The sequence below is a fragment of the Mesorhizobium sp. WSM1497 genome (genome assembly GCF_001672455.2).
Lineage (GTDB): Bacteria > Pseudomonadota > Alphaproteobacteria > Rhizobiales > Rhizobiaceae > Mesorhizobium > Mesorhizobium ciceri.
The window spans coordinates 4,304,386-4,327,885 of sequence record NZ_CP021070.1 but is presented as its reverse complement, the minus strand read 5'-3'; the positions used below and the strand labels follow the sequence as shown (position 1 = coordinate 4,327,885).

At 59.9% G+C, this 23,500-nt stretch carries 25 protein-coding genes; 3 read left to right on the top strand and 22 right to left on the bottom strand.

Features of this window, described 5'->3' with window-relative positions; all coding sequences use genetic code 11:
- Window positions 1–9: 9 nt before the first annotated feature.
- The 10 genes from A9K65_RS21230 to A9K65_RS21180 form a co-directional block, all read right to left on the bottom strand.
- Window positions 10–225 (bottom strand): DUF2945 domain-containing protein, encoded by a 216-nt coding sequence (locus tag A9K65_RS21230; protein ID WP_064994287.1) that lies wholly within the window; start codon window positions 223–225, stop codon window positions 10–12.
- A gap of 611 nt (window positions 226–836) precedes the next feature.
- Window positions 837–1,658: a universal stress protein gene (locus A9K65_RS21220; protein WP_064994260.1), complete on the bottom strand. Its 822-nt coding sequence runs from the start codon at window positions 1,656–1,658 to the stop codon at window positions 837–839.
- A 184-nt stretch (window positions 1,659–1,842) separates the two neighbouring features.
- Window positions 1,843–2,139, bottom strand: a complete 297-nt coding sequence (locus A9K65_RS21215) for a hypothetical protein (RefSeq protein WP_064994261.1) — start codon at window positions 2,137–2,139, stop codon at window positions 1,843–1,845.
- Window positions 2,140–2,228: 89 nt separating this feature from the next.
- The gene (locus tag A9K65_RS21210) at window positions 2,229–3,764 is read right to left on the bottom strand and encodes an FAD-dependent oxidoreductase (RefSeq protein WP_064994262.1); all 1,536 of its coding nucleotides are present in this window, start codon (window positions 3,762–3,764) and stop codon (window positions 2,229–2,231) included.
- A gap of 267 nt (window positions 3,765–4,031) precedes the next feature.
- Window positions 4,032–4,688, bottom strand: a complete 657-nt coding sequence (gene fsa, locus A9K65_RS21205) for a fructose-6-phosphate aldolase (protein WP_064994263.1) — start codon at window positions 4,686–4,688, stop codon at window positions 4,032–4,034.
- 124 nt (window positions 4,689–4,812) lie between these two features.
- Window positions 4,813–5,184 (bottom strand): DUF488 domain-containing protein, encoded by a 372-nt coding sequence (locus A9K65_RS21200; protein WP_064994264.1) that lies wholly within the window; start codon window positions 5,182–5,184, stop codon window positions 4,813–4,815.
- Window positions 5,181–5,402, bottom strand: coding sequence for a hypothetical protein (locus A9K65_RS21195; RefSeq protein WP_064994265.1), 222 nt, complete (start codon window positions 5,400–5,402; stop codon window positions 5,181–5,183). The genes A9K65_RS21200 and A9K65_RS21195 overlap by 4 nt, the downstream gene beginning before the upstream one ends.
- 38 nt (window positions 5,403–5,440) lie before the next feature.
- A complete protein-coding gene (locus A9K65_RS21190; protein WP_064994266.1) occupies window positions 5,441–5,848 on the bottom strand; it encodes a cytochrome c family protein in 408 nt (135 codons plus the stop codon).
- 114 nt (window positions 5,849–5,962) lie between these two features.
- Window positions 5,963–7,732: a GMC family oxidoreductase gene (locus A9K65_RS21185; protein ID WP_064994267.1), complete on the bottom strand. Its 1,770-nt coding sequence runs from the start codon at window positions 7,730–7,732 to the stop codon at window positions 5,963–5,965.
- 27 nt (window positions 7,733–7,759) lie between these two features.
- Window positions 7,760–8,530, bottom strand: a complete 771-nt coding sequence (locus A9K65_RS21180) for a gluconate 2-dehydrogenase subunit 3 family protein (RefSeq protein ID WP_084015924.1) — start codon at window positions 8,528–8,530, stop codon at window positions 7,760–7,762.
- Between the two features lie 223 nt (window positions 8,531–8,753).
- Here A9K65_RS21180 and A9K65_RS21175 point away from each other — a divergent pair, with 223 nt between their 5' ends.
- Window positions 8,754–9,680: a LysR family transcriptional regulator gene (locus A9K65_RS21175; protein WP_245321854.1), complete on the top strand. Its 927-nt coding sequence runs from the start codon at window positions 8,754–8,756 to the stop codon at window positions 9,678–9,680.
- Window positions 9,681–10,402: 722 nt separating this feature from the next.
- Here A9K65_RS21175 and A9K65_RS21170 read toward each other — a convergent pair.
- From A9K65_RS21170 to A9K65_RS21160, 3 genes are all read right to left on the bottom strand, one after another.
- Window positions 10,403–11,023: a Tim44/TimA family putative adaptor protein gene (locus A9K65_RS21170; protein WP_064994268.1), complete on the bottom strand. Its 621-nt coding sequence runs from the start codon at window positions 11,021–11,023 to the stop codon at window positions 10,403–10,405.
- Window positions 11,024–11,079: 56 nt separating this feature from the next.
- The gene (gene ctaD, locus A9K65_RS21165) at window positions 11,080–12,675 is read right to left on the bottom strand and encodes a cytochrome c oxidase subunit I (protein WP_064994290.1); all 1,596 of its coding nucleotides are present in this window, start codon (window positions 12,673–12,675) and stop codon (window positions 11,080–11,082) included.
- Between the two features lie 101 nt (window positions 12,676–12,776).
- Window positions 12,777–13,439 carry a 5-formyltetrahydrofolate cyclo-ligase gene (locus A9K65_RS21160; protein WP_084015930.1) on the bottom strand — a complete coding sequence of 221 codons (663 nt, stop codon included), beginning with the start codon at window positions 13,437–13,439 and terminating at the stop codon, window positions 12,777–12,779.
- 130 nt (window positions 13,440–13,569) lie between these two features.
- Here A9K65_RS21160 and A9K65_RS21155 point away from each other — a divergent pair, with 130 nt between their 5' ends.
- Window positions 13,570–14,415, top strand: coding sequence for a LysR family transcriptional regulator (locus A9K65_RS21155; protein WP_064994270.1), 846 nt, complete (start codon window positions 13,570–13,572; stop codon window positions 14,413–14,415).
- Between the two features lie 81 nt (window positions 14,416–14,496).
- On the opposite strand, the gene A9K65_RS36525 is transcribed toward A9K65_RS21155, so the two are convergent.
- The 3 genes from A9K65_RS36525 to rnk all read right to left on the bottom strand — a co-directional run bounded on the left by A9K65_RS36525 (window position 14,497) and on the right by rnk (window position 15,911).
- Window positions 14,497–14,625, bottom strand: coding sequence for a hypothetical protein (locus A9K65_RS36525; RefSeq protein ID WP_263499052.1), 129 nt, complete (start codon window positions 14,623–14,625; stop codon window positions 14,497–14,499).
- A 96-nt stretch (window positions 14,626–14,721) separates the two neighbouring features.
- On the bottom strand, window positions 14,722–15,285 hold the full coding sequence (locus tag A9K65_RS21150) for a nucleoside-diphosphate kinase (RefSeq protein WP_064994271.1): 564 nt from the start codon (window positions 15,283–15,285) through the stop codon (window positions 14,722–14,724).
- A gap of 161 nt (window positions 15,286–15,446) precedes the next feature.
- Window positions 15,447–15,911 carry a nucleoside diphosphate kinase regulator gene (gene rnk / locus A9K65_RS21145; protein ID WP_064994272.1) on the bottom strand — a complete coding sequence of 155 codons (465 nt, stop codon included), beginning with the start codon at window positions 15,909–15,911 and terminating at the stop codon, window positions 15,447–15,449.
- 478 nt (window positions 15,912–16,389) lie between these two features.
- Here rnk and A9K65_RS21140 point away from each other — a divergent pair, with 478 nt between their 5' ends.
- Complete coding sequence (locus tag A9K65_RS21140; protein ID WP_064994273.1) at window positions 16,390–17,247, top strand: universal stress protein; 858 nt, start codon at window positions 16,390–16,392, stop codon at window positions 17,245–17,247.
- Window positions 17,248–17,254: 7 nt separating this feature from the next.
- On the opposite strand, the gene mnhG is transcribed toward A9K65_RS21140, so the two are convergent.
- The 6 genes from mnhG to A9K65_RS21110 are packed head-to-tail and all read right to left on the bottom strand — an operon-like array spanning window position 17,255 to window position 23,300.
- The gene (mnhG, locus tag A9K65_RS21135; protein WP_064994274.1) at window positions 17,255–17,644 is read right to left on the bottom strand and encodes a monovalent cation/H(+) antiporter subunit G; all 390 of its coding nucleotides are present in this window, start codon (window positions 17,642–17,644) and stop codon (window positions 17,255–17,257) included.
- A complete protein-coding gene (locus A9K65_RS21130) occupies window positions 17,641–17,922 on the bottom strand; it encodes a K+/H+ antiporter subunit F (RefSeq protein WP_064994275.1) in 282 nt (93 codons plus the stop codon). The genes mnhG and A9K65_RS21130 overlap by 4 nt, the downstream gene beginning before the upstream one ends.
- Window positions 17,919–18,404, bottom strand: coding sequence for a Na+/H+ antiporter subunit E (locus A9K65_RS21125; protein ID WP_064994276.1), 486 nt, complete (start codon window positions 18,402–18,404; stop codon window positions 17,919–17,921). Before A9K65_RS21125 ends, A9K65_RS21130 begins: the two co-directional genes overlap by 4 nt.
- Window positions 18,401–20,041: a monovalent cation/H+ antiporter subunit D gene (locus A9K65_RS21120; RefSeq protein WP_064994277.1), complete on the bottom strand. Its 1,641-nt coding sequence runs from the start codon at window positions 20,039–20,041 to the stop codon at window positions 18,401–18,403. The genes A9K65_RS21125 and A9K65_RS21120 overlap by 4 nt, the downstream gene beginning before the upstream one ends.
- Entirely contained in the window at window positions 20,041–20,382 is a 342-nt protein-coding gene (locus A9K65_RS21115) for a Na+/H+ antiporter subunit C (RefSeq protein ID WP_064994278.1), read from the bottom strand. The genes A9K65_RS21120 and A9K65_RS21115 overlap by 1 nt, the downstream gene beginning before the upstream one ends.
- Entirely contained in the window at window positions 20,382–23,300 is a 2,919-nt protein-coding gene (locus A9K65_RS21110) for a monovalent cation/H+ antiporter subunit A (protein WP_086081331.1), read from the bottom strand. Before A9K65_RS21110 ends, A9K65_RS21115 begins: the two co-directional genes overlap by 1 nt.
- Window positions 23,301–23,500: the final 200 nt, after the last annotated feature.

Below are 23,500 nucleotides of genomic sequence, written 5' to 3'. Positions count from 1 at the left end.
TTGCTCCCGTCAGTCGCTTAATCGGGTCAGCACCTGGCCGCGGTGCAGGGCCACGTGGTCGGTCTTGCTGCTCTTGATCTCGTATTGAGGAGACTGCGGGCTCGCGTGATGCGTGTGGCCTTTATAGTCTATATCTTGGGTATGAATCCGAATGATCGTTCCGTGGACGCGACCTGCCTCCGAGTTCCAACTCACCCGATCCCCGACTTCAAACGTTTTCGTCATCGAGACGGTCGCGGGTCGGCGTCGTGGTGCCTTCTTGTGTTCCGTCATTTCTCGGTGCTCCGCCTGGGTAGGGTCAATTTTGGCGCATTTGGCTGAGGCTTGGCAGTCACCCGTTCTTGCCCATCGCCTAGGCTGGCGCCGCACCCGAACCCTTATGTACGCGTCAGTTTGCTCGACATCATAGCAGGGGATTGATGATAGGGCAGGGGCGCGGACCGCTTCCCCCCTTGCGCAGCTGAAACAGGCGTGATGCCAAGGGCAACGCACATTATCCTCCAGGAGGAGCCATCGGCCAAAGGTGCGCCGTAGTGTGTACAGACCGATCCAACGGCGAATATTTCCTCGCCCCGACGTGCCAGCAAGACAGGCTCGTTGCCGACATAGCCGGAGAGCATGGCGCCATCTGCGAGTTGGCTCAGAGGGATGCCTTTGCCGAAGTCCGGACGGTCAGTATCAGGTGTATCGGAGTTCATGAAGGGCCTCCTTACTCAGGCCGACACCGTGGGCATGCAACTGGCTCGGGGGACGGCACGACGAAAATCCTACAGCGGGCAAAGTCCTTGTCACGTTATTCAGCTTGACCGAGCGTATCGATCGTTCGAGCAACGTGATCAATTCGACATCACCCGGTTCAGCCGATCATTTTCAAGCAGCGAGCGGGTAGCCCCGCCGAAGATCCACTCCCTGAACCTGCTATGACCGTAGGCGCCGGATATGACCAGATCCGCACGCATTGCGTCGGCCACATCGGCGATCGTTCCGCCATCGGATTTCTCCGGAAACACTTCCGCCATCGCCTTTACGCCGTGAAAGGAAAGCAAGGCAACAACATCGTCCAGACTATTCCAGGTTTCATCGGTCGCGTCATCGTCGATCGTGGTTATACGAACCTCCTTGGCCATTTGCAGAAACGGCATGGCATCAGCAACCGCACGCCTAGCTTCACGGGTGTCCTTCCACCCGACAAGAACCTTGTTGATCCGGATATTTTCCTGGTTGGTGGAGGCGACAAATACAGGTCGTCCTGCCTGAAGGATTAGATTGCCCAGGTCGGTGGAACGATGAATGTTGCCAGAAGAGGCACCTTCGGGCGACGCTGTGACGATGAGATCGGCCACACGCGCCGAGTCGATCAGCAAGCGGGTCGGATTGCCCACCGTCCCGCGCCATTCCGTCTCAACCGTCGCGCCAGCAAGACCTTCGAATTCCGCGCGGAGATCCTCGAGTCGCCGCTCGATGTTCTTCCGCTGGCGCAGCATGTTCTCACCGTCGAATGCGACGCCTCCTTCCATTACGATGGGTGGGGGAACATCGGCAGCCGAAAGGCCGATCAGACGCGCATCGAACCGCCGAGCCAGATCGACACCGAGCTTGATGACAGGAGCAACCATACCATCGATGTCGAGATTGAGAACGATTGACTTGTAGGCCATTGGACTTCCTTCCGGGATTGGGTAATGAGCCTCGGCCAAGGACGAACGGCGACGTGCCGCGAAAATGCGCCGCGACAACTGGTATCAGGCGTTAGAAAGGCGTCCTGCGCTGGGAGCCGTCGTCGCACCGATCATCGCAACGAAGCAGCTCGTCGCCTGGCGCCGCCCGTCAAAGCTCCTCGCCCTACTCAAACACGAGATTAGCTGTGCCTCTTTTTGCGATCAGCATTCGCCGGGCATCCTGGATTCGCTCAGCCTGTAGTTTGGAATAGGGGCCCATCGGCTTGGTCGTTTTGTTACCGCGACGGACCTGACAGTACCACTGGCTGCCGTTCGAGAAGATTTCAACCGAGGTCGGCGTCATGTTGGACGCTTCCTTGCCGACCGTCTTGATGATTTTGACGAACGTTGAATAATGTTGCGCGGGCGCGACCGTGCTCATACCGTTAGTGGTGCTAAGTTCCTGTTGCACTGTGGACATAATTCGAACTCCTTTCGATCATGACGGCATTCCGCTCAGCCATTTCTGATTGCGCTCTTCTTCGAACTGCGGTGCCCGAGAGCGCTCTGCTAGGTCGCCATCTGGTGCTCCATTTCCACCTCGGCCTCCAGACTTTCGATGTCGCGGAAGATCGAAGCGACAGCCAGCGTGCGTCCTTCGCGCTTGAAGCGCAGCAGGCAATCCCTGGAGGCGATATTCCCATCGACCGCGATCTCGTCCCATCGCTCCGCATGACCGACATAGTTGATGGGAACATCGTAATGCTGACTCCAGAAGAACGGCACGCCGTTGAATTTGTCGCGTTGGCCGAGCATGTTGAGGGCCGCGGTTCGTCCCTGCCTCTCTGCAACCACCCAATGCTCGACCCGAATTTTCTCACCGCTGTGGGGATCGCGCCATCGCGCAATATCGCCGGCCGCGAATACCCCTGGCTCGCTCGTTTCCAGAAAGGCGTCCACAACAACGCCGTGATCAACGACCAGCCCCGCCGTTTCGGCAAGTCTGATCCGCGGCCGCACGCCGATGCCGACGACGACGAAATCTGCCGCCAATGAGCCGCCACTGCTGAGATTTACCTTCTTGGCGTCGATGCTGCTCGCTGTATTCTCGAGATGGAATACGACGCCATGCTCTTCATGCAGGGCGCGGATGAAGTCGCCCATTTGCGGGCCGAGGACGCGCTCCATGGGTCGTTTTTCCGGCGCCACGACATGAACTTCGATCGCGCGCGCGCGCAGAGCCGCGGCAACTTCCAGGCCAATGAAACTGGCGCCAAGCACGACCGCGCGACGGGCAGTCGCGGCATGCTCGATGATCGCCTTGCAGTCTGCGAACGAGCGCAGCGTGTGAACGTGCGGCAAGTCGGCGCCGGGGATGGTCAGGCGGACGGGTTCGGCGCCGGTCGCAAGCAGCAGCCTGTGGTAAGGAACCCTTCTTTCATCAGCGAGGACGACCTCGAGGGAACGCAGGTCGATATCAACGGCCTTCGTGTCGAGACGCAGGTCGATGTTGTTTTTTGAATAGAATTTCTCCCCGCGGAGCGGAATCCAGTCCTCCGGCGATTTTCCCGCGAGGTAGTCTTTGGAGAGGTTCGGCCGGTCGACGGGCGCCGATTGGTCCTCGCTAATCATCACGATGCTGCCCTGGAACTGCTCGCGCCGCAGCATGTCGGCCGCTGCGAAACCCGCGGCGCCTCCGCCGACAATGACGATCTTCTCGGGGACTTGGCTGGAGCCTCCAGAACGCGGTTTCGGAACCATCCGTTTGATTTTCTCGCCGACGAATATCCGATCATCGCGTTGTTCCACCGACCAGCAGGCAAGTGGATTGAAGGCGGGGGCGCGCAAAGCCTCGCCTGTGCGCAAATCGAAGCACGCATGATGCCAAGGACACCGGACGGTATCCTCCACCACAAGACCCTCGACGAGCGGCCCGCCGTAATGCGTGCAGGTCGCCCCGACGGCGAAGACCTCCGCCCCGCGGCGCACAAGCAGCACCTGCTCATCGCCGCAATGGCCGACAAGCTTTGCGCCATCGGGAAGATCGGACAACGCGATCCCCTGGACCAGATCCGGCCCGTTCGGTTTGTTATGGCCTTCAGGCATTTTCTTCTCCTTTGGCGATCAGGTGTTGAAATCGCCTATACCGACGAGAAGCGGGAACTCAGGCCCGCCAGCCTCTGAATACCTTCACCTGATTGTGCGTCTTCAGGCTCTCGGCACCGCTTGTGCTAAACGTGCAGCCATGGACTCGATGCCGATTGGACGTCTGTTGTCCGTAGTTTCTCGCCATCTCTGCTATCATGCAAACGAATTTAATCGACAGTTGTGTGCATTATTTATGATTGCTCTCGCGTGATCCCGGGCAGGGAATTACAGGATTACTTGCCCCGTCTTACCCCAGTCGGCGAGAAAGGACGCCAGGCCCTTGTCGGTGAGTGGGTGTTTGGCGAGGTTTCTGAGCACCGCAGGTGGTACGGTCGCGATATCGGCGCCGGCGATCGCCGCCTGTTTGACATGGAGAGGGGTGCGAATTGAAGACGCCAGGATCTCCGTCGTGAAGGATTTGTCGTTGTCGTAGATCTTGCGGATTTCCCGGATCACCTCCATGCCGTCGAGCCCAAGGTCATCAAGCCTGCCGACAAACGGCGAAATGAAGGTCGCGCCTGCCTTGGCGGCGAGCAATGCCTGGTTGGCTGAAAAGCACAGGGTGACATTGACCTTGTGGCCGAGTTGACTAAGCGCCCGGCAAGCCCTGAACCCATCCCAGGTCGATGGCACCTTGACGGCTACATTGGCGGCAATGCCGGCCAAACGCTCTCCTTCGGCGACCATGCCGTCGAAATTGGTCGCGGTGACTTCCGCTGAAACCGGACCCTCGATCGTCTGGCAAATCTCCTTGATCACATCCCTGATGGGTCGTCCGGTCTTTGCTACAAGCGACGGGTTTGTGGTCACCCCGTCGAGAACGCCAGCGGCGGCAAGCTCACGAATTTCGGATATATCGGCGGTATCGACGAAGAATTTCATCGTCTTCTCCTCTAAGGTGAACGCCCATCGATCATTGGATGGGTGTTTTCTGCTTTGGTTCCCGGAGAGTTTGTTGTCGTGGCCGCGATCGCACGCCCAATGGCAATGGAGGAGCGCCCCGTCACTATCTGTGTCTCAGCAAAGTCTCTCTAAGGACAACGGCGTCGTTGTGGGCCTCGTCATGAGCCGAGTAGACGAGTGTAACGGTGCCCTGCCGTATCAGGTCGCGCAGCTGTTCCAGTTCATCGCGATGCTCATGGATTTCCGCCGCATATCGCCGGCGGAATTCCTCCCAACGGGCTGGATCGTGTCCGAACCATTGCCGAAGCTCGGTGCTTGGCGCGAGTTGCTTCATCCAACAGTCGATGCCGGCTTCGGTCTTCCTGACCCCGCGCGGCCAAAGCCGGTCAACCAACACTCGCTTGCCGTCGTCGGCAGCGGGACTCTCATATGCCCGTTTCAATTTTACTCTGTCATTGAAGATTTTTTCACTCATCGACCTCGTGTCCCGTCTCCCTCCGTCTCGTTGACCGCATCAAGAAGTTCGGAGAATTCCTTTCCAAGGATCGCCTCGTCGACTTCGTCCAATACGACCAGAAAAACGTCGCCGCGATATCGCTCGATCCAGTGACGACCCGCTCCATGGCTGCGCAGGTAGTCACCGATCCGATGGATCGAGGAATATCCCAGGCCCTTGTGCAGCAGGAACTTCATAAAGGTCGTGCTTTGCGATCCGGACGGTTGCCCCTCACTCAAGGATCGACCTTCTGTCCTTGGGCGTTGAACTGTTTCAGGTAGGCGATCACGTCGGCGATGTCCTGGTCCTTGCTGAGACCGGCAAATGTCATCTTTGTGCCGGGGACCAGTTTGCGCGGCGCGTGCAGATAGATCGTCAGGGTCGGTTCATCCCAGGTCAGACCGGAATTCTTGTTCGCCGCGGAATAATTGTAGCCCGGATACACGCCGGCCGCTCGGCCGACGATGCCATTCAAAACCGGACCTACTCCGTTCTTTGCGTCTGGGCCGACCGAGTGGCAGGCCATGCACCTCTTGAAGACGGCTGCGCCGGCTTCGGCGTTGCCGGGGGATGCCTCCAGCGCATGGGCCGACCCGACTGTAGTGAGAATTGCGGTTGTCAATCCAAGCAAAGTCGATTTCATGTTTGCTTCTTTCAACGCGTTTGTTGCGGGCTGGTCCCGGCCGATCCGGCCCTGGCGATATGGGGTTCAAACCCTGCCTGCCGGATCCGAACCGCGGATCCGGCAGGCGTTGCCTCAGGAGGGAACCAGTGGGCCGGGGTTCTTCAGATACGTGTTCTTGATCGCGTCCACCGCCCAGTAGGCAAGAGCGCCTACGGGTCCGGTCGGGTTCTTCCCGGCGTTCTGGGGAAACACGCAAGCGCCGGTCACGAACACGTTCGGGACATCCCAGACCTGAAGGTATTTGTTCAGGACGCTGGTGCTCGGGTCGGCTCCAAACACTGCCCCGCCCGTGTTGTGCGTGCTTTGATAAGGCACGATCGAATAGGGCACGGGAGGGATGCTCCGATCAACCTTAGTCGCACCCATCTCCTTGGCGATCTTCACGCAGATGTCGGCCTGGCCGTTCATCTGCTTGACCTCGTTGTCCTGGAAGTCGAATGTCATTCTCATCAATGGACGCCCGAACACATCGGTGTAGGTCGGGTCGAGGCTGAGATAGTTCTGCCGGTAGGCCATCACCGCGCCCTGGTTTCCGACACTGGCCGCGTGGTCATAATTGTCGACCACTGCCTTTTTCCAGTCGGAGCCCCAGCGCGGCGTGCCGTGGGGTGTTGGATGCGACTGGATGGGCCGGGCGCCCGAGTTGCTGCAGCTGATGCCGCCGCCGCCGATATAGCCGGCCTTCACGAAATCGTAGTTGTCGCCGTTGAAATCATCCATGCAGGTGCCGAGCGCGCCGGCGCCCATGAAGCGATTGAGGATGGTTTCCTTGTCGAAGAAGGCGGTAGCCCCGCCACCGCACTGATAAGCATAGTTGCGGCCGACCACGCCCTTGCCCGTGCCCGGGTCATAAGGCACGCCGATGCCCGATTGCAGCAGCAGGTTGACATTGCCGAGCGCATAGGCTGACAGGATGATGAGGTCGGCAGGCTGTTCGAACTCCCGCCCGCGTGCGTCGAGATAGGTGACGCTGACCGCTTTCTTGCGGGTCGAGTCGAGATTGACCTTCAGCACGATCGAGTTGGTGCGCAGCTCGAAATTCGGGTTCTTCAGCGCCAGCGGAATGACGGTGAAATGCGGGCTGGCCTTGGCATTGGCCTCGCAGCCGAAACGCTCGCAGAAGCCGCAATAGTGACATTGGCCGAAGGCCACGCCATCGGGATTGACGTAATCGCGCGACGCGTTTGACGACGGATTGGGGAACGGGTGATACCCGAGATTACGGGCCGCCTTCTCGAACATCACCATGCTCTGCGCGGCGATCATCGGCGGGTTGGGGTATTCCTCCTTTCGCGATCCTTCGAAGATGTTGCCACCATCGATCTTTCGGCCGTTGATGTTGCCAGCCTTGCCGGAGGTGCCGCAGGTCTTTTCGAACCTGTCGTAATAGGGCTCGAGATCGTCATAGGTGATCGGCCAGTCCTGCAGGTGCATATCCGAAGGGATGATCTTTTCGCCGTATTTGTCGACCGTCCGGGTGCGCGCCTGATGGTCCCATTCGAGCCAGCGCCAGGTGACACCGTTCCAGTGCACGCCGGCGCCGCCAACGCCCTGGCCAGGCAGGAACGAGCCGAGTTGGCGCATCGGCAGCGCCGTTTGCGATTCACTGTTGCGGAACGTGATGGTTTCCCGCCGGACGTTCTGCATGAGATCGTGGCGGGCGGCGTAGCGCAGTTCGTCATGGATCTGTGGGTCGATGAAGTCCGGATTGGTGTCACGCGGGCCTCCCCGCTCAAGGGCGACGATTTTCAGCTTGGTCGAAGCAAGTTCCTTGGCAATGATGCCGCCCGTCCAGCCCAGGCCGACAATCAGGACATCAACCGTGTTCAATTTGGTGGCCATGTTATAGTCTCCTTGTTCTTTCGCCGATTAAACGAGATCCTGGATGCCCTTCGGTTCAGCCGTATAGAGCTTGTTCCGAAATGGTTCGATCTTGTCCATATACATGGCGTCGGCGCCTGGGAAACCGATCATCTTCCAGGCCGCCCTGTCCTTGTTTCCGCCATACATCGGGTCGGCCAGATAGCCCTCGACCGTGAGTTGGAGCAGAAGCCCGAAGAAGGTCGCGGTCGGCACCGTCGGAAGCTCGACCTTCTTGCCGTCGAGTTCGGTCATCACCGCGGCACGATCCTTTGCCGAAAGGCCGTCGAAGGTGCTCTTGTGGATTTTCTGTACGTAAGCGCTGACGTCGGCGATCCCAGCACGGATCAGTTCCGATGGCGTCATCGGCAATTGATAGCCCTGCTCGGGCGTACCCTCGCCAAATGGCCCTTCCAGATACAGGCGGTCGCCCTTGCCGTATCCGCCGGCCATCTGCCGGTCGATATAGATCGCGACGCCGAGTTCCTTGGCGCCAGGGCCTGTTGAGTCGCTTGGAATGAGCGTATCGACAGCCGCCTCGATGAAAGCGGACTCATCGATGTTGAAGAATTCGTAGCCAATGCCTCCAGCCTGAGGTTCGGTGGCGACGGCAACGTGATGATGTCTTGTGTCAGCGGTCGCAGCCATGACTTCGTCCGCCGAAGCGGATGCCCCAAGCGGCAGGGTGCTCGCCGCCGCTCCGGCAGCTCCAGCCGCGCCGAACAGCTTCAGAAAATCACGCCGCCCCACATCGCCTTTGCTCTTTTCTTCCCTCGACATGATTCCTCCTGTGACGCTGCAGGCAAAACGATGGGTAGGTGGAGAGAGCCTTGCGCTCCGCTCCAACCGGCGCTGCGCAGCATCCAGCGCTAAGCTTGGTGGATTTCTCGGAGCGTATTGCTGGCGTATGCCGCGTAGCAAACGAATTTAATCGGCAAATGAATACAGATTTTATGATAGATCCGAATCGTTGTTGCTATTGGACTCGATACGGCTTGATCGAATGGCCGCGATAAAATGGGGGCACTTCAGAGCGCAATTTCACTGTCATTTAAATGCAGTTTTTATGTTATGTTTTTTCATGGACGTCGAGCTTGCTCGTTCTTTTCTTGAGATTGTTTCCAGCGGAAGCTTCATCCGGGCCTCCGAACGGTTGAATGTCGCCCAGACAACCGTGAGCGCGCGAATTCGAAGCCTTGAGCAACAACTAGGTCGCCAACTTTTCGTCCGCCACAAAGGCGGCGCTTCGCTCACTCCCGCCGGTGAGCAGTTCCTGCGCCACGCTCCGATGTTCGTTCAGTTGTGGCAGCGCACCCTTCATCAGGTTGCTGTTCCACCCGGCAGTCGTGCTGTTCTGACTGTTGGTAGCGAAATCAGCATCGCCGAGCCCCTTCTGCTCGACTGGGTTCGATGGATGCGTCAATCCCTTCCGGATGTCGCGCTTCATGTGCACGTCGATGTGCCGCAGGACCTAATCGATCAAGTCGCATCCGGGCTCGTCGACGTGGCAATCATGTATGCGCCCCAGCATCGGCCCGGCCTGAAGATCGATCTGCTCATGGAAGAAAAACTCGTGCTCGTGACAACCGATCTGGAAGCACGCCTGGCGGGCAGCATAGACTACGCGCACATAGACTGGGGGCCAGATTTTACGTTTCATCATGGCATGAATTTCCCTGACGTCGCGCCGGACCTTTTTATGGATCTCGGCCCGCTTGCGCTCAGCTATATTCTTTCGGTTGGTGGATCCGGCTATTTCAGGATGAGCGCGGTACAGCCTCATATCGAGGCCGGACGGCTTCACCTCGTGCCCGAAACGCCGCAGTTCTCATATCCCGCTTACGCCGTTCAGTCTGCCAACGCAGATGAAGCCGTGGTGGCCCCTGCCATGGCTGGATTGCACTCTGTCCTGAATGGCGATGTTTTTTAGGCTTCCCACCGTCTTGCACATGAGGATGCTTGATATCGTCCTTCACATCGCGGTACCGATCCCGGGTTGGACGAGGGTGACAACCAGTTGACGGGTTGCGGATCAATTTTGTACGAAAATGCGGTCGATGGACCGGGCTTTCGAGATGTCCGCCATGCACTAAGGGATGGCTTTTTTGCCTTTCTGATGGGCGCCCATCTTTGGTGTGGCCTGGGTCTTGACTGAGATGTGAAGAACCCCAGCCCGGCGCTACTCAGGCAGGAGACTGGCTGGCGCCGATTGTCACCTGTGTGAGCGATCCCGAATTTGGAAACGTGGAAGCAGCGTGTAACTCTGCAGTGCGTTTCCAGCCCAATTCGGCCGCCATCAAAAAAAGACAAGCGACGGGCAATACGATGGCTATCTCGCCACGATACCGGGCTCGTCGCAATGTTCCAGGGAGGCCAGCAAAGAGTCTCATGGCGTTGCCGCCGAAACTAAGACAGATGCAAGAAAATTGCGTTGAAATCATAAGTGTCGTTTCACAACGAAGGCGCCGACGCCAAACCGAAGACCCGACCTAGCCGGGAAGCCATCAACATGTCTCCACCGCACCTGCAGCGCAGATGCGTTTCAAACGTCATCACCGCCGGTCTCTTAGGTTAATCACGGCGCACGCGATGAAAGCCAGACACAAGCGTCCAAGCGTCGCCCTTCAGCGGTCACCGGAATGACGCAAGCAGCTAGCCGCCGTCTGTGGCGATCAGCATCCAATTTCGCTTCCTTGACTGGATGTCACTGGCAAACGTCCACGTATCGATCACTTCAATGATCTGCTGGGGATCTCCTGAAACGATGTCGTTGTTGGCCGAGCGTGTAACGCTGACCACGTCGGAAACGAAGCGAACGGCAATCTCAGCGGTACCATTCTCCTCAAGAGCGTCGACGACCTTTGCGTCGTTCGTGCCTATAAAGGTGAGTTGCAGCATCTCCGCCCGATCCCGGCGCCCGGCAATCGCCCGTTCGAAGATGTCGAGCACTTCCGGTCCGACAAGGCGCTTCAATGTCTGGATGTCCGCACTTGCATAGGCCAACAGGACAACTTCATAAGCCGCCTTGGCGCCGGCCAGAAACGTGGCAGGGTCAAAACTCGGATCGCTCTTTCGGATAACCTCCAAGGGCGTGTCGCCGGAAGACGTGATTTCGTTACTTCCGGCTAGACGCTCAGTCGGCGCATCGTCCGGTTTTGCCTTGTCATCGCCCGGACGTGACTGACGTTTGCTCCAACTGCCTAGAAACGCCCAATAAAACGCGATGATCGCCATGAACAGTATCTGGTTGTTTGGGTCTGTGGTCTCGTTCATGAAGTTCTCCCGACAAAATGTCGAAGCGGGCGCCGGTTCAGAACCGGAGGTGACTTTTAGACAATGCGCGGCAGCCGTTCCCATTGATGGAATGGCGGCGGCGACGGCAGCAGCCATTCGAGCGTGGTCGCACCTTCGCCCCATGGATTGGCGCCAGCTTGACGCTTGCGGGCGAAGGCCTCCGCGACCGCGATGAAGAAGACGATAAGTCCGGCCGTAGAAATGTAGGAACCGATCGACGACACGAAATTCCAGCCGGCGAAAGCGTCGGGGTAGTCGGCATAACGTCGAGGCATGCCAGCCATGCCGAGAAAATGCTGCGGGAAGAAGACGAGGTTGACGCCGACGAACATCAGCCAGAAATGCAACTTGCCGAGCGTTTCGTTGTACATGTAACCAGTCATCTTCGGGAACCAGTAGTAGAAGCCGGCGAAGATGGCGAAGACCGCGCCCAATGACAGCACATAGTGGAAGTGGGCGATCACAAAGTAAGTGTCGTGATAGACGCGGTCGATACCGGGGTTGGCAACCATGATGCCAGTGACACCACCGATGGTGAAGAGCAGGACGAAGCCGAGAGCCCAGAGCATGGGGGTCTTGAACTCGATTGATCCTCCCCACATGGTAGCCAGCCACGAAAACACTTTCACCCCAGTTGGAACGGCGATGACCATCGAGGCGAAGGCGAAGTAGCGCTGGGTGTCCAGGGACAGGCCCGTGGTATACATATGGTGTGCCCAGACAACAAAGCCGATCGCACCGATTGCCACCATCGCATAGGCCATCCCGATGTAGCCGAAGATCGGCTTCTTGGCGAAGGTCGAGATGACATGGCTGATGATGCCGAAACCAGGCAGGATCATGATGTAGACTTCGGGATGACCGAAGAACCAGAACAGATGCTGGTATAGGATCGGATCACCGCCGCTGGACGGTGCGAAGAAAGTCGTCCCGAAATTGCGATCAGTCAAAAGCATGGTGACGGCACCGGCGAGCACCGGCAGCGACATGAGAAGCATGAACGCGGTGACCAGCATCGACCAGGCGAACAGAGGCATCTTGTGCATCGTCATGCCCGGTGCGCGCATGTTGAAGATGGTGGTGATGAAGTTGATCGCGCCGAGAATAGAGGAGGCGCCCGAAAGGTGGATCGACAGGATGACCAGGTCGACGGCGGGACCCGGCTGGCCGTCCGTCGAATAGGGCGGATAGAGCGTCCAGCCGCCGCCGTGACCGAGCGTGCCGGGTGCTCCCGGAACGAACATTGAGGTGATGAAGAGGATAAACGACATCACCAGAAGCCAGAACGAGATATTGTTCAAGCGCGGAAAGGCCATGTCGGGCGCGCCGATCATGATCGGCACCATCCAGTTACCGAAGCCACCGATCAGCGCCGGCATGAGGACGAAAAAGATCATGACCAGCCCATGGGAACTGACGACGACGTTGTAGACACCCGGATCGCCAAATATCTGCAGGCCCGGTTCCTGCAACTCCATGCGGATCAACACGGAAAGCGCGGTACCGAAGACGCCTGCCATGATCGAGAACAGCAGGTAAAGCGTCCCGATATCCTTGTGGTTGGTCGAAAACAGCCACCTGACGAGAAACCGGGGCTTGTGATCATCCAAGGTTGTGGCGGGATTGGACATGACGTGCTTCCTGCTTTCACTGCTGGCTGGCAAGACGGCCTCAACAATGGACGGCATCTGCGATCCGCCGTCACAAAGGATTAGGCCTCGCCTGCGCTCATTCATTCATCCGTGACGATCACATCCATCGGAATGTCATGTGGCTGCGGATAGATGGTCTGGGTTTTGCTGCAGGCGTAACCGACGCCCACGACGAGAGGCCGCTTCGGCGCGGCGGCCAGGGTCCGGTCGAAGAAGCCGCCGCCATAGCCCAGGCGATAATTCGCCTGGTCGAAACCGACTACGGGCGCGATGACCACATCCGGCTGGACCGAAGGCCCGTGTGACGGGACAAGAATATTCCACATTCCGCGTTCCAGTGGGTCTCCCGGTCCCCAGATACGAAACTCGAGCGGCCAGCCTTTTTTGATGACGACCGGCAGCGCGATCCGCCCGCCGCGCTCGATCACCCGGATCGCCCAGTTGCGAAGGTCCGGTTCCCCTCGAAAAGGCCAATAGCCACTAACGATGCAGCCGCTCACCCGGCCGACAGCCAGATCGAGAGCGGAAGCGATGCGCAAAGACTTCGCGAGGCGTTCCTCGGGGTCTACGGCTAGACGCTCGTCGATCAGGCGCTTGCGTTCCGCCTTGCGCCACCGACAGACATCCGACCAAGTGTCCTGCGCGATCGAATCCGCGCCATATCCCGGAACAAGTTCGTGCATGTAGCACGGCGGAGAGGCGTACTCTTGCGTTTCCAAGGGACCATCCTCCTGATCTGGCATTGCGCGCTCCATTAACCGTCGCAGCGGAAACCGCTCGGCCTCATCAAGGTTGCGCTGTGTAAAACAGGAAGGCAAACGGAATTAAATGCTGTATTGGTGCAAGATTATTGCACTGAACCGAGAAGCCCCAATGGACATCGACCGCGCTCGCACGTTTTTGGAAATCGTCCATTCGGGCAGCTTCCTGAAGGCTGCGGATCGCCTTCATGTCACGCAGACCACCGTAAGCGCACGCATTCGCACGCTGGAGGAGGAGCTCGGACGTCAGCTCTTCATCCGTAACCGCAACGGCGCGCAACTGACGCCGGCGGGCCGGGAGTTCGAGCGGTTCGCCCAGTCATTCGTGCAAATCTGGGAGCGCGCCCGCCACCAACTCGCCATCCCATCGGGACGGACAAGCGTCGTCGCCCTTGGCGGAGAGCTCAGCTTGTGGAACCCGCTGCTGCTCGACTGGCTGGTCTGGATGAAGAACGCCAGGCCGGAAATCGCCATCCAAGCCCAGGTCGGCGTACCGGACCAACTGATCGAGCAACTCAGGACCGGCGTTCTTGACATTGCGGTGCTCTATGCGCCGAGGTTGTTGCCGGGATTCAGGGTGGAGCTTCTCGTTGAGGAGCAACTCGTTCTGGTCCGGACCATGGACCGAGACGGGGAACCCGGCGGCTCCAAGGACTATGTCTATGTCGACTGGGGGCCGCTGTTTGCGGCCCAGCATGGTGCCAGTTCCTCTGCCTTCGGCGAGCCGGGATTGATGGTCGGCCTGGGACCGCTGGGGCTGAGCTACATCTTGCGCGCCGGCGGAATGGGTTATTTCCGCAGGGGCGCAGCAGCTCCCCATATCGAGGCCGGGCAACTGGAGGTAGTAGAAGGCGCGCCGGAATTCACCTATCCGGCCTATGCCGTCTATTCGGAAGCAAGCGAGGCGCGAGCCGACGTACAGGAGGCGCTGCGCGGCCTGAAGCAAGTTGTGAATTGAGCGTCGCTCCCGGCGCGAAGCCATGGTTCGCGTTTGATCGCAAAGACTGCAACGGCAAGCTGGTCGGCTTCGCCGGTTCATCTACATTTCGATCAAAGCGTAGGCCAGGCCAAAGATTCCGGTCATTAGAACGGCGAAGAATGCCCAGCCTCTCAACGCGGCTCGCACATCTTCAGGCTTGGCGCCCTTCTGGTTGTTGTAATCATCCATAATCAGACCCTACTTTGTTGGCCTCAATTGATACAGGGCAAGGCCCGACGGGACGCTTGTCCACCCGCCTTCACAGCCTTCGGGACAGTCGAGTTCTCAGGCGGCCGATGGACCCGGGTCGTCGAACCCGGCATCGAATGCCGCCGCGACTTTGCTCTGAGCTTCGTCGTGCGGTTCATCGGAACGATGGACGACGCGCAGAACCGGTCCGTCCGGTCGCCACGAACCCGGCTCGGCAACGCCCGCCAGCTTCAGCCTCTCGCGCCTTGCGGCTTCTGGCTGATAAACCACTTCATGTACGGTCAGCGTTTCAAGGCTGGCGTCCGAGGTCGGAATGGAAATGGACTGACCCTCGGCCAGACCGAGCAGCGCCAGACCGCGCGGATTGGTGATAGGCAACAGCATGCCAACCAGACCGCGCATGTGGTCATGGGCGACGATGCGGGTTTCGGCAGGGCCGTCGTTTACCCGATAAGCCACGCGGCTGCTGAGCGTCACGACGTTTGCCGGGATGTCTTCCCGAAACATCACAACTGCGCTCGAAATCTTCCGTTGAAGGATCGCCGACAAGGCATCGCCGAGGGCAGGTCGGCGCTCCTGCATCACCTCAAGAATGGTGTAGTCCTTGGTGGTCAGTTGGCAGCTATCGATAGTGGGCATGGCACGTCTCCAGCCGGCCCTGTGCAAGGGGTCCGGCGTCAGGCAATTGATCGGGTTTGGAAAGCTACCCCTGTGCCGGGCCAGGATAGGCCGGCGCAGGGGTCACACTCCCGCGATGAGGCTGCCCGCGTGATTGAGGAGACGGATGCCAACGCCCATGTCTAGACGCCCGCAGCGATTGTCGAAGACGCTGGCGCGCGCCGATCGGCCACATCGCCTGCCGGAGCGGGCTGGCTCACATCAAGCACCAGCAGTTCATGCCGACGCCCGTCTCGGGCGGTCCACATGATCGACTGCCCAGCCGAGAGGCCGACCAGGGCCGTGCCAATCGGCGTGAGGATTGAGACCTTGCCTTCGGAGATGTCCGCATCGCCAGGGAAAACCAGCGTCACCGTTTTCCGATCGCCGGTATCGGGCTTGAAAGTCACGGTCGAACCCATCCGGACGGTGCCGGCGGAGACCCAGCCATCAGCGACGATGCGGGCGCGCTCGAGTTCGGCGAACAGCTCATCTGCCGCCTCCGGATTTCGGGCGGCAACGGTGTTCGCGAGCGCCGACAGACGCGCGTGGTCCGACTTCGAAATGCGGATGTTCGGCTTGCGCCGGCTTTTCGTGATGTCTTGCATTTGAGTACTCATGTTTCTGCCTCGCGTCCGAGCCCGGCAAGGGATCGTCAGCGGTTGTCAGTGCGACGGAAATTTGTTGCTGAATGCGCCGATGCCGCAGGGACTGATGCAACCCTGCGCCAATGTTACATGTTCAATTTTTACATGTTCACCCCTCGGCTCGGGGCGCGCATGGCAGCCGAGCCGGGGGTTACGATCCCGCTATGGGGCAAACCCGGAAAAGAAAATCGCGACGGATTTTGGCGACGGTGCTCATACCCTATAGTTGGGGAAGCAATCTGCGAAGTCAAGCCGCGCGGGAGCCAGGCCTGCGGCAAGAGAAGCCGATCAAGCATTTCCGGAGGCCCTTGCAGCACAGTAGAGCCGCCGCCTAGGATGCCACTTCGAATACGCGATAGCATCGTCAACCAGATTACTAGCCAAAGTACGCCCAACGACCGGCGGTTATGATTTCAGGGACGAGGAACAAGGAGCTGCCATGAAAATCCTTGCCGCGACAGATTTTTCCACCCGTTCGCTACGTGCATTGCGGCGAGCTGGCCTTGTGGCTCGGGACGTCAGCGCCGAACTCACGCTTGTCCATGTCGTCGACGACGACCAGCCCGCAGATATACTCGAGCTCGAAAGACGCGAAGCACAGCGATATCTTGAAGAACAAATGGCCTCGATCCCCGAACTGCAGGGGCTCCGCTGCAAGTCCACGGTTGTCGCCGGCGACCCGTTCGACGGCATCCTGAAAGCGGCCGCGGCGAGCTCGGCGGATCTCATTGTCATGGGCGCGCACCGCAAGCAGTTGCTCCGCGATATTTTTGTCGGAACGACCATCGAACGCGTGATCCGTACCGGACCATGCCCGGTCCTCATGGTGAATGCTGAGGTGGAACATTCATACAAAAAGGTGATGGCCGCCGTGGATATGTCGGAGCCGTCCGCACGCGCAATCAGGACGGCGAGGGAAACCGGGCTCATAGGCGACGCCAGTCTTTCGCTGGTCCATGGTTTCGATGCGTTCGCCAAGGGAAAAATGTCCAATGCTGGAATAGGCAAGGACGAGATAGCGCGCTACGTGGCGGCAGAACGTTTGCAGGCGGGTAGGGAACTGGTCGCGTTTCTGGAGGCGAACGACTTTGGCGTCGACAACTGGTCGCTGCGTATCAAGGAAGCAGGCCCCGTCGAAGCAATCATGGAGGCGATCAAGGAGGTGGCGCCCGACCTTCTGGTGATCGGAACGCATGGCCGTTCGGGTCTCATCAAGGTACTTCTGGGCAGCGTGACAGAAAGCATTCTGCGATCGGTCGACGTGGATGTTTTCGCGGTGCCGCCGATCCGAAGTTGATCGTGGCCTACGCGCCAGATGATCGTGGTTGTTCGTCTTGGGATTGCGCGGCCGTCTCGAATGGCGGGACGCCATCGTTGCCTTCGCTGCGGTCCCGGTAAAGCGACGCGCGCGCCAGCAGCATAAGCGAGACGGGTGTCGTGACAGTCACGAACAGTGCGATCAGTATCTCGTGCAGGACAGGTTTCGACTGAAGCACGGAATGAAAGATGATCGAGGCGATCAGAACACCGCCCGTGCCCCAGGTGGTCCCTAGCGTCGGGGCGTGAATTCGTTCGTAAAAGCTTCTGAACCTCAGGAGCCCGACCGACCCGAGCAGGGTCAGCGTCGACCCCAGGATCAGGAAGAACCCCGTGAGCAGAGCAGCCCAGACCGGCAGGTCGGCGACAGGGGTCATTCTATTACCTCGCCGCGCATAAGGAATTTCGCCAGCGCCACGGTCGAGACAAAGCCAAGCAGCGCGATCACCAGGGCAGCCTCGAAATAGACCGTGCTGCCGGCACGGATGCCGAAAGTCAGCAGGAGAAGCATGGCGCCGACATAGAGCGCATCGAAGCTCAGGATCCGGTCCTGCGCGCGCGGCCCCCGAACGAGGCGCAGCAGAGCACATGCCATGGCGGCGACCAGAAGCAATTGAGCGGTGGTGACGGACCATGCGATTATGACGCCGCTCATTCGAAAATCTCCATCAACCGTCGTTCATAACGCTGCTTGATCAGGTCGATCCACGCCTGCTGGTCGATCAGGTCGAGAACATGGATCCGAAGCCTGCCGCTGCCGGCGTGATATTCGACCCAGGCGGTGCCGGGCGTGCTGGTGATGATGCAGGCGAGTACGGCCAACCCAGTCCGGTCGCGCAGGTCGAGCGGGATCATCACGAATCCGGATGTTCGCGTATGCCGCCCGCCTTGCAGGATGATCTCCGCCACGGCGATGTTGGAGCGAAGAATGTCCGCCAGGACGACCAGGACCAATTGCGGGATCAGGTCCCAGCGTCGTATTTTTGGTTTAGCGGGCTGAAGCGCTGCCATGGCCAAGGACGCTGCGAGAGCGATGACGCCGCCGAGAAACACCTGGCCGATGGACAGCCCATTGAGCAGTATCCACATCGCGAGCAGCGAACTTGTCAGCAGCGGATAAGGCAGAAGAGCGCTCATTTGTCCCTCGGCGCGTTGGGCCCTGGTATCGGCTGGGTGGACAGAACATCTCGCAAGTAGTCCGCGGGCGAATGCAGCGATTGGGCGGTCGCATCCATGTAGCGCATCATCGGTCCACCCTGGACCGTCATCAACAGGCAGAGCGTCAGGAGGAAGGCTACTGGCGCGATCTCCAGGAGCAGCACGCGGGGGACGGTGCCTTCGATCGGCGCCCAGAAAATCTGGATGCCAGCGCGCATCGTGGCGATCAGGGCGCAGAGGCCGGACAGGATCAGCAACGCGACCAGGACCCATGTCGAGCCCGCGATTAGGCCGCCACCCGCCACAGGATCGGGGCGCACCATCGCGGTCAGCAGCGCGAACTTTCCGACAAATCCCGAAAGCGGTGGCAGGCCCGCGAGCAAGAGGCCGCATGCCGCGAAACAGATGCCGAGAACGGCCAGCGTGCCGGGGATGGCAACGCCGACTTCCTCCTGCTCTGGCACCGGCTCCTCCATGTCGTCGCGATAGGCTTCCATGGTCACCGATAGAACATGCGCGGCTGGGTCCTGCACCCGCTCGACGAGTTCGATCAAGAGAAAGAACGCGCCGATCGTCAGTGTTGAACTGACCATGTAGAAGAGGGCTCCGGCAGTGACTCTCGCATCGGCCATCCCGATCGCGGCCAGCAGTGTGCCGGATGAGACCAGGATGCTGAAGCCGGCGAGCCGGCCCACTGCCTGCGACGCCAACACGCCGATAGCGCCGAAGGCGATGGTGGCCATGCCGCCGAACAGCAGCCACGAGTCGCCAAAGCCCGCTGTGGCGCCGGCGTCCACGCCAAACAGCAACAGGGAAAGCCTCAGCAGGATATAGAAGCCGACCTTGGTCATGATCACGAAGATCGCGGCGACCGGGGCCGCTGCCGCCGAATAAGCGCCGGGCAGCCAGAAGCTCAGCGGCCACATCCCCGCCTTGACCAGGAAGGCGACGCCGAGGACGGCGGCGCCTGCTTCGAGCAGCATTCGATCCGCCGCCGGCACCGCCGGGATTCGCTGCGCAAGATCTGCCATGTTCAGTGTGCCGGTCACGCCGTAGATCAGGCTGACCCCGATCAGAAACAGCGACGAAGCAGCGAGATTGACTGCAATGTAGTGCAGGCCCGCCTTGACGCGGAGCGGCCCCGAGCCATGCAGAACGAGACCATAGGATGCAGCCAGAAGCACCTCGAAGAAGACGAACAGGTTGAACAGGTCGCCGGTGAGGAACGCCCCGTTCAGCCCCATGAGCAGAAACTGGAAGAGCGTATGGAAATGCGGCCCTGCCTTGTGCCAGCGCGCCAGCGAGAAGGCCAGGGAAGCGAGCGCCAGTACGCTGGCCAGAACCAGCATCAGGGCGGACAACCTGTCGAGCACGAGCACGATGCCGAACGGCGCCGGCCAATTGCCGAGCAGATAGACGCCGGTGGTTGCTGACGAAGCAAAGGCATTGTCGACCGAGCGAAGCAGAGCTATGGCGATGACCACCAGCGCAAGCGCCGAGACGATGCTGATCACTGCCTTGACGACATGGCGACGCTCGTCCAGCAGCAGCAGCACGGCCCCTGCCGCGAGCGGCAGGACGATCGGCATGATCATGAGATGACCTGCCGTTTCCATCAATTGGGCTCCCTGCCGTCGACATGGTCGCTGCCCGTCAGGCCACGCGATACGAGCAGCACCACGAGGAACAGGGCCGTTGTCGCGAAGCCGATGACGATGGCGGTCAAAACAAGCGCCTGCGGGATGGGGTCGGCGTAGTCCGCTGGGTTGACCACCGCGCCGGATTCGAGAACGGGCGGCGTATTCACCCTGAGTCTGCCCATCGAGAAGATGAACAGATTAACCCCATAGCCGATGAGCGACAGGCCGATGATGACCTGAAAGGTCCGCGGCCGAAGTAACAGCCAAACGCCGGACCCCGTCAGTACGCCGATCCCGATGGCGAGGATAAGCTCCACTACGCGATTTCCTCGTTGCTTTGCGCCACGATCCGGTATGCGCGCAGTCGGCGGATGGACTGGTGGGCGAGAGCGATCAGCATCAGCACGGTCGCACCGAGAACGAGGCAAAAGACGCCGAGATCGAAAAGGGTCGCGGTAGCCGCCGGCACCGAACCGATCAGTGGCAATTCGACATAGCGGGAATACGAGGTCAGGAAAGGGTATCCGAACAGCCAGGAGGCCGCCCCGACGAGGGCCGCCAGGAGAAGGCCGAAGCCGATCCAGTTCACCGGCAGGACCCGCAACCTGTCTTCAACCCAGCGTGTGCCCGCCGCCAGATATTGCAAGATGAAGGCGGCGGCCAATGCGATTCCGGCGACAAAGCCGCCGCCGGGGAGATCGTGGCCGCGCATGAACAGATAGGCGGCGAACACGATGATGACCGGGAACAGCCATTGCATGATCACCGCCGGGATCAGCAAATAGTCGCTCACCGTATCGCCCGCCTCACGGTCGGGCCTGGCTTCGTCGAATGCCCTCTGGACGCGTTGCTGTTCAGGGGATTCGACATTGTCGGGCGCCGGCCGGAACCGGCGAAGCAGGGCGAACACCGTCAACGCGACGATGCCGAGAACCGTGATCTCACCGAACGTGTCGAAACCCCGGAAGTCCACCAGGATGACGTTGACGACGTTCTTGCCGCCTCCTTCCGAATAGGCCTTTTTCAGGAAGAAGTCGGCGATTGTGACGGGCGGGGTTCGTGTCATAACCGCATAGGCGATAATGGTCATGCCGGTCCCGCACACCACCGCAATGGCCAGATCGCGGTAGCGACGCAGTCTTGCGCCAGTCGTGGCCAGGCCGGGGGCGACGTCTGCCGATCGCTTGGGCAACCAGCGCAATCCCAGAAGGATGAGAACCGTGGTCACCACCTCCACGAGCAGTTGAGTGAGCGCGAGGTCCGGCGCCGAAAACCAGACGAAGGTGGTGCAGGTGACAAGTCCGGCTCCGCCGAGCAGGACAAGGGCGAACAGCCGGTGGAACTTGGCTTGCCACGCGGCGCCAAGGGCGCACACGACGCCGACTGCCCAGATGCCGGCGAAGGTGACGTCGACGCCTTGGACTGTCAGCCGACCAGGATCGAAACCTAGCATGTAGAGCGGCCAAGCGGCGGCGATGAAGGCCACGACGACCAGCAAGCGAAGTTGCGGCTGGAGCCGACGCGTTCCGAGAAACCTTTCCAGGAAGCGGGCACCTCTCCACGAAACCACCACCAACACGCGCTCGAAGACGCGCTGGCCCCTGAGACGGCGGAAGTAGGGAGGGCCGTCCTCGCAGCGCGCCAGATAGTCCTTCAGCAGCAGATAAAGGATTGCGCCACCGGCAAGCGCCAACACGCTCATGAACAGAGGAATTGTGAACCCGTGCCAGATAGCCAGACTGTACTGTGGCGTCGCGGGTCCCAGGACGGAGGTGACGGCGGTGTGGAGGAACGGACCGATGGTCAGGCCGGGAACGGTCCCAACCAGGAGGCAGGCAAGCACAAGAAGTTGGATCGGAAACCGCATGAAAAACGGCGGTTCGTGAGGTTCGCGAGGCAGCTCAGCCGGCAGCGGTCGGAAAAACACGCTGTGGATGAACCGTGCCGAGTAGGCAACAGCGAAAGCGCTGCCCAGGACGGCAGCATAGGGCGCGGCGGTATCGAGAATGGAATCGGCGTGCGTTTCGATCGCCTCGGCGAAGAACATTTCCTTGGAGAGAAATCCGTTGAGGAGGGGGACGCCAGCCATGGCCGCGCTTGCCACCATGGCGAGCGTCGCGGTGTAGGGCATGACACGGAAAAGCCCGCCCAGCCGCTGCATGTCGCGCGTTCCGGTCTCATGGTCGATGATACCGGCGGCCATGAACAACGAGGCTTTGAACGTGGCGTGGTTCATCATGTGGAAGATGGCAGCGACGGCACCCAGCGGGCTACCGAGGCTGAGCAGAAGTGTAATCAGACCGAGATGGCTGATGGTCGAGTAGGCGAGCAAACCCTTAATGTCCCGCTGGAAGATCGCAAAATAAGCTCCCAAAACGAAAGACATCATGCCGGCGAAGCCGACGATCCAAAACCATTCGTATGTCCCCGCAAGCACCGGCCACAGGCGCGCCAACAGGAACACGCCGGCCTTCACCATGGTCGCTGAGTGCAGGTAGGCCGAGACCGGGGTCGGTGCGGCCATGGCGTTGGGCAGCCAGAAGTGAAACGGAAACTGCGCGCTCTTGGTGAACCCCCCGAGCAGCACAAGAACCAGGATGGGCACATAGAGATCGTGGGAGCGGATAAGGTCGCCCGACGCCAAAACACGATCGAGGTCGTAGCTGCCAACGGCATGGCCAATCAGCAGGATGCCGGCCAACAGACCGATGCCGCCGATGCCGGTAATCGTCAGCGCCATGCGGGCGCCGTCGCGGGCACTGGCGTTGTGGTGCCAATAGCCAATCAGCAGGAAGGAAAAGATGCTGGTCAGTTCCCAGAATACGACCAGCAGGATCAAGTTTCCGGAAATGACGACCCCGAGCATCGATCCCATGAACGCGAGAAAGAACGAAAAGAACCGCGGAACCGGGTCTTCCGGGGCCATGTAGTAGCGCGCATAAATGACGACGAGGAAGCCGATGCCGCTTATGAGCATGGCGAACAGCCAGGCAAATCCATCCATTCGCAAAGTGAAATCAAGGCCAAGCGTCGGAAGCCATTCGATATCGCTACGCACCACACCTCGACCGAGTACCGAGGGATAAAACATGACCGCCAAACCCAGACAGGTAAACGACGCGGCGGCGGCGAGGACAGCTGCGGCGTTGCGAGCCTTTGTCGGGAGCATGAGAGCGGCAAGGCTGCCTACGAAAGGCAGGACGATCATCAGTATCAGCGCTGTGTCGTCTGTCATCTATTGGAGCCCAAAGTCTTCGGAGACAACCACTGCCTGGCTCCGCCCATTATGGTTCTCCGGTGACATTGGGCAAGGCATTGATTGGCGGGTTCCCAGAACACCTGTCCGCGCCGCGCGATGACCAATCAGTTGGAGGCAGAAGCAGTTTGCGAGGTCGCTGACATCGATCAAGGATCCGAGCGCCATGTGGATGGGAG

Bases quoted from the DNA above. Each gene is read 5' to 3' on its own strand.
- A9K65_RS21140 (WP_064994273.1), top strand. From the start codon at position 16,390: ATGAAAATCCTTGCCGCGACAGATTTTTCCACCCGTTCGCTACGTGCA.
- A9K65_RS21155 (WP_064994270.1), top strand. From the start codon at position 13,570: ATGGACATCGACCGCGCTCGCACGTTTTTGGAAATCGTCCATTCGGGC.
- A9K65_RS21120 (WP_064994277.1), bottom strand. From the start codon at position 20,041: ATGGAAACGGCAGGTCATCTCATGATCATGCCGATCGTCCTGCCGCTC.
- A9K65_RS21215 (WP_064994261.1), bottom strand. From the start codon at position 2,139: ATGTCCACAGTGCAACAGGAACTTAGCACCACTAACGGTATGAGCACG.
- A9K65_RS21175 (WP_245321854.1), top strand. From the start codon at position 8,754: ATGGCCGCGATAAAATGGGGGCACTTCAGAGCGCAATTTCACTGTCAT.
- rnk (WP_064994272.1), bottom strand. From the start codon at position 15,911: ATGCAAGACATCACGAAAAGCCGGCGCAAGCCGAACATCCGCATTTCG.
- A9K65_RS21180 (WP_084015924.1), bottom strand. From the start codon at position 8,530: ATGTCGAGGGAAGAAAAGAGCAAAGGCGATGTGGGGCGGCGTGATTTT.
- ctaD (WP_064994290.1), bottom strand. From the start codon at position 12,675: ATGTCCAATCCCGCCACAACCTTGGATGATCACAAGCCCCGGTTTCTC.
- A9K65_RS21130 (WP_064994275.1), bottom strand. From the start codon at position 17,922: ATGAGCGGCGTCATAATCGCATGGTCCGTCACCACCGCTCAATTGCTT.
- A9K65_RS21160 (WP_084015930.1), bottom strand. From the start codon at position 13,439: ATGCCAGATCAGGAGGATGGTCCCTTGGAAACGCAAGAGTACGCCTCT.
- A9K65_RS21150 (WP_064994271.1), bottom strand. From the start codon at position 15,285: ATGCCCACTATCGATAGCTGCCAACTGACCACCAAGGACTACACCATT.
- fsa (WP_064994263.1), bottom strand. From the start codon at position 4,688: ATGAAATTCTTCGTCGATACCGCCGATATATCCGAAATTCGTGAGCTT.
- A9K65_RS21190 (WP_064994266.1), bottom strand. From the start codon at position 5,848: ATGAAATCGACTTTGCTTGGATTGACAACCGCAATTCTCACTACAGTC.
- A9K65_RS21220 (WP_064994260.1), bottom strand. From the start codon at position 1,658: ATGGCCTACAAGTCAATCGTTCTCAATCTCGACATCGATGGTATGGTT.
- mnhG (WP_064994274.1), bottom strand. From the start codon at position 17,644: ATGACCCCTGTCGCCGACCTGCCGGTCTGGGCTGCTCTGCTCACGGGG.
- A9K65_RS21125 (WP_064994276.1), bottom strand. From the start codon at position 18,404: ATGAGCGCTCTTCTGCCTTATCCGCTGCTGACAAGTTCGCTGCTCGCG.
- A9K65_RS36525 (WP_263499052.1), bottom strand. From the start codon at position 14,625: ATGGATGATTACAACAACCAGAAGGGCGCCAAGCCTGAAGATGTGCGA.
- A9K65_RS21210 (WP_064994262.1), bottom strand. From the start codon at position 3,764: ATGCCTGAAGGCCATAACAAACCGAACGGGCCGGATCTGGTCCAGGGG.
- A9K65_RS21195 (WP_064994265.1), bottom strand. From the start codon at position 5,402: ATGAAGTTCCTGCTGCACAAGGGCCTGGGATATTCCTCGATCCATCGG.
- A9K65_RS21110 (WP_086081331.1), bottom strand. From the start codon at position 23,300: ATGACAGACGACACAGCGCTGATACTGATGATCGTCCTGCCTTTCGTA.
- A9K65_RS21170 (WP_064994268.1), bottom strand. From the start codon at position 11,023: ATGAACGAGACCACAGACCCAAACAACCAGATACTGTTCATGGCGATC.
- A9K65_RS21200 (WP_064994264.1), bottom strand. From the start codon at position 5,184: ATGAGTGAAAAAATCTTCAATGACAGAGTAAAATTGAAACGGGCATAT.
- A9K65_RS21230 (WP_064994287.1), bottom strand. From the start codon at position 225: ATGACGAAAACGTTTGAAGTCGGGGATCGGGTGAGTTGGAACTCGGAG.
- A9K65_RS21185 (WP_064994267.1), bottom strand. From the start codon at position 7,732: ATGGCCACCAAATTGAACACGGTTGATGTCCTGATTGTCGGCCTGGGC.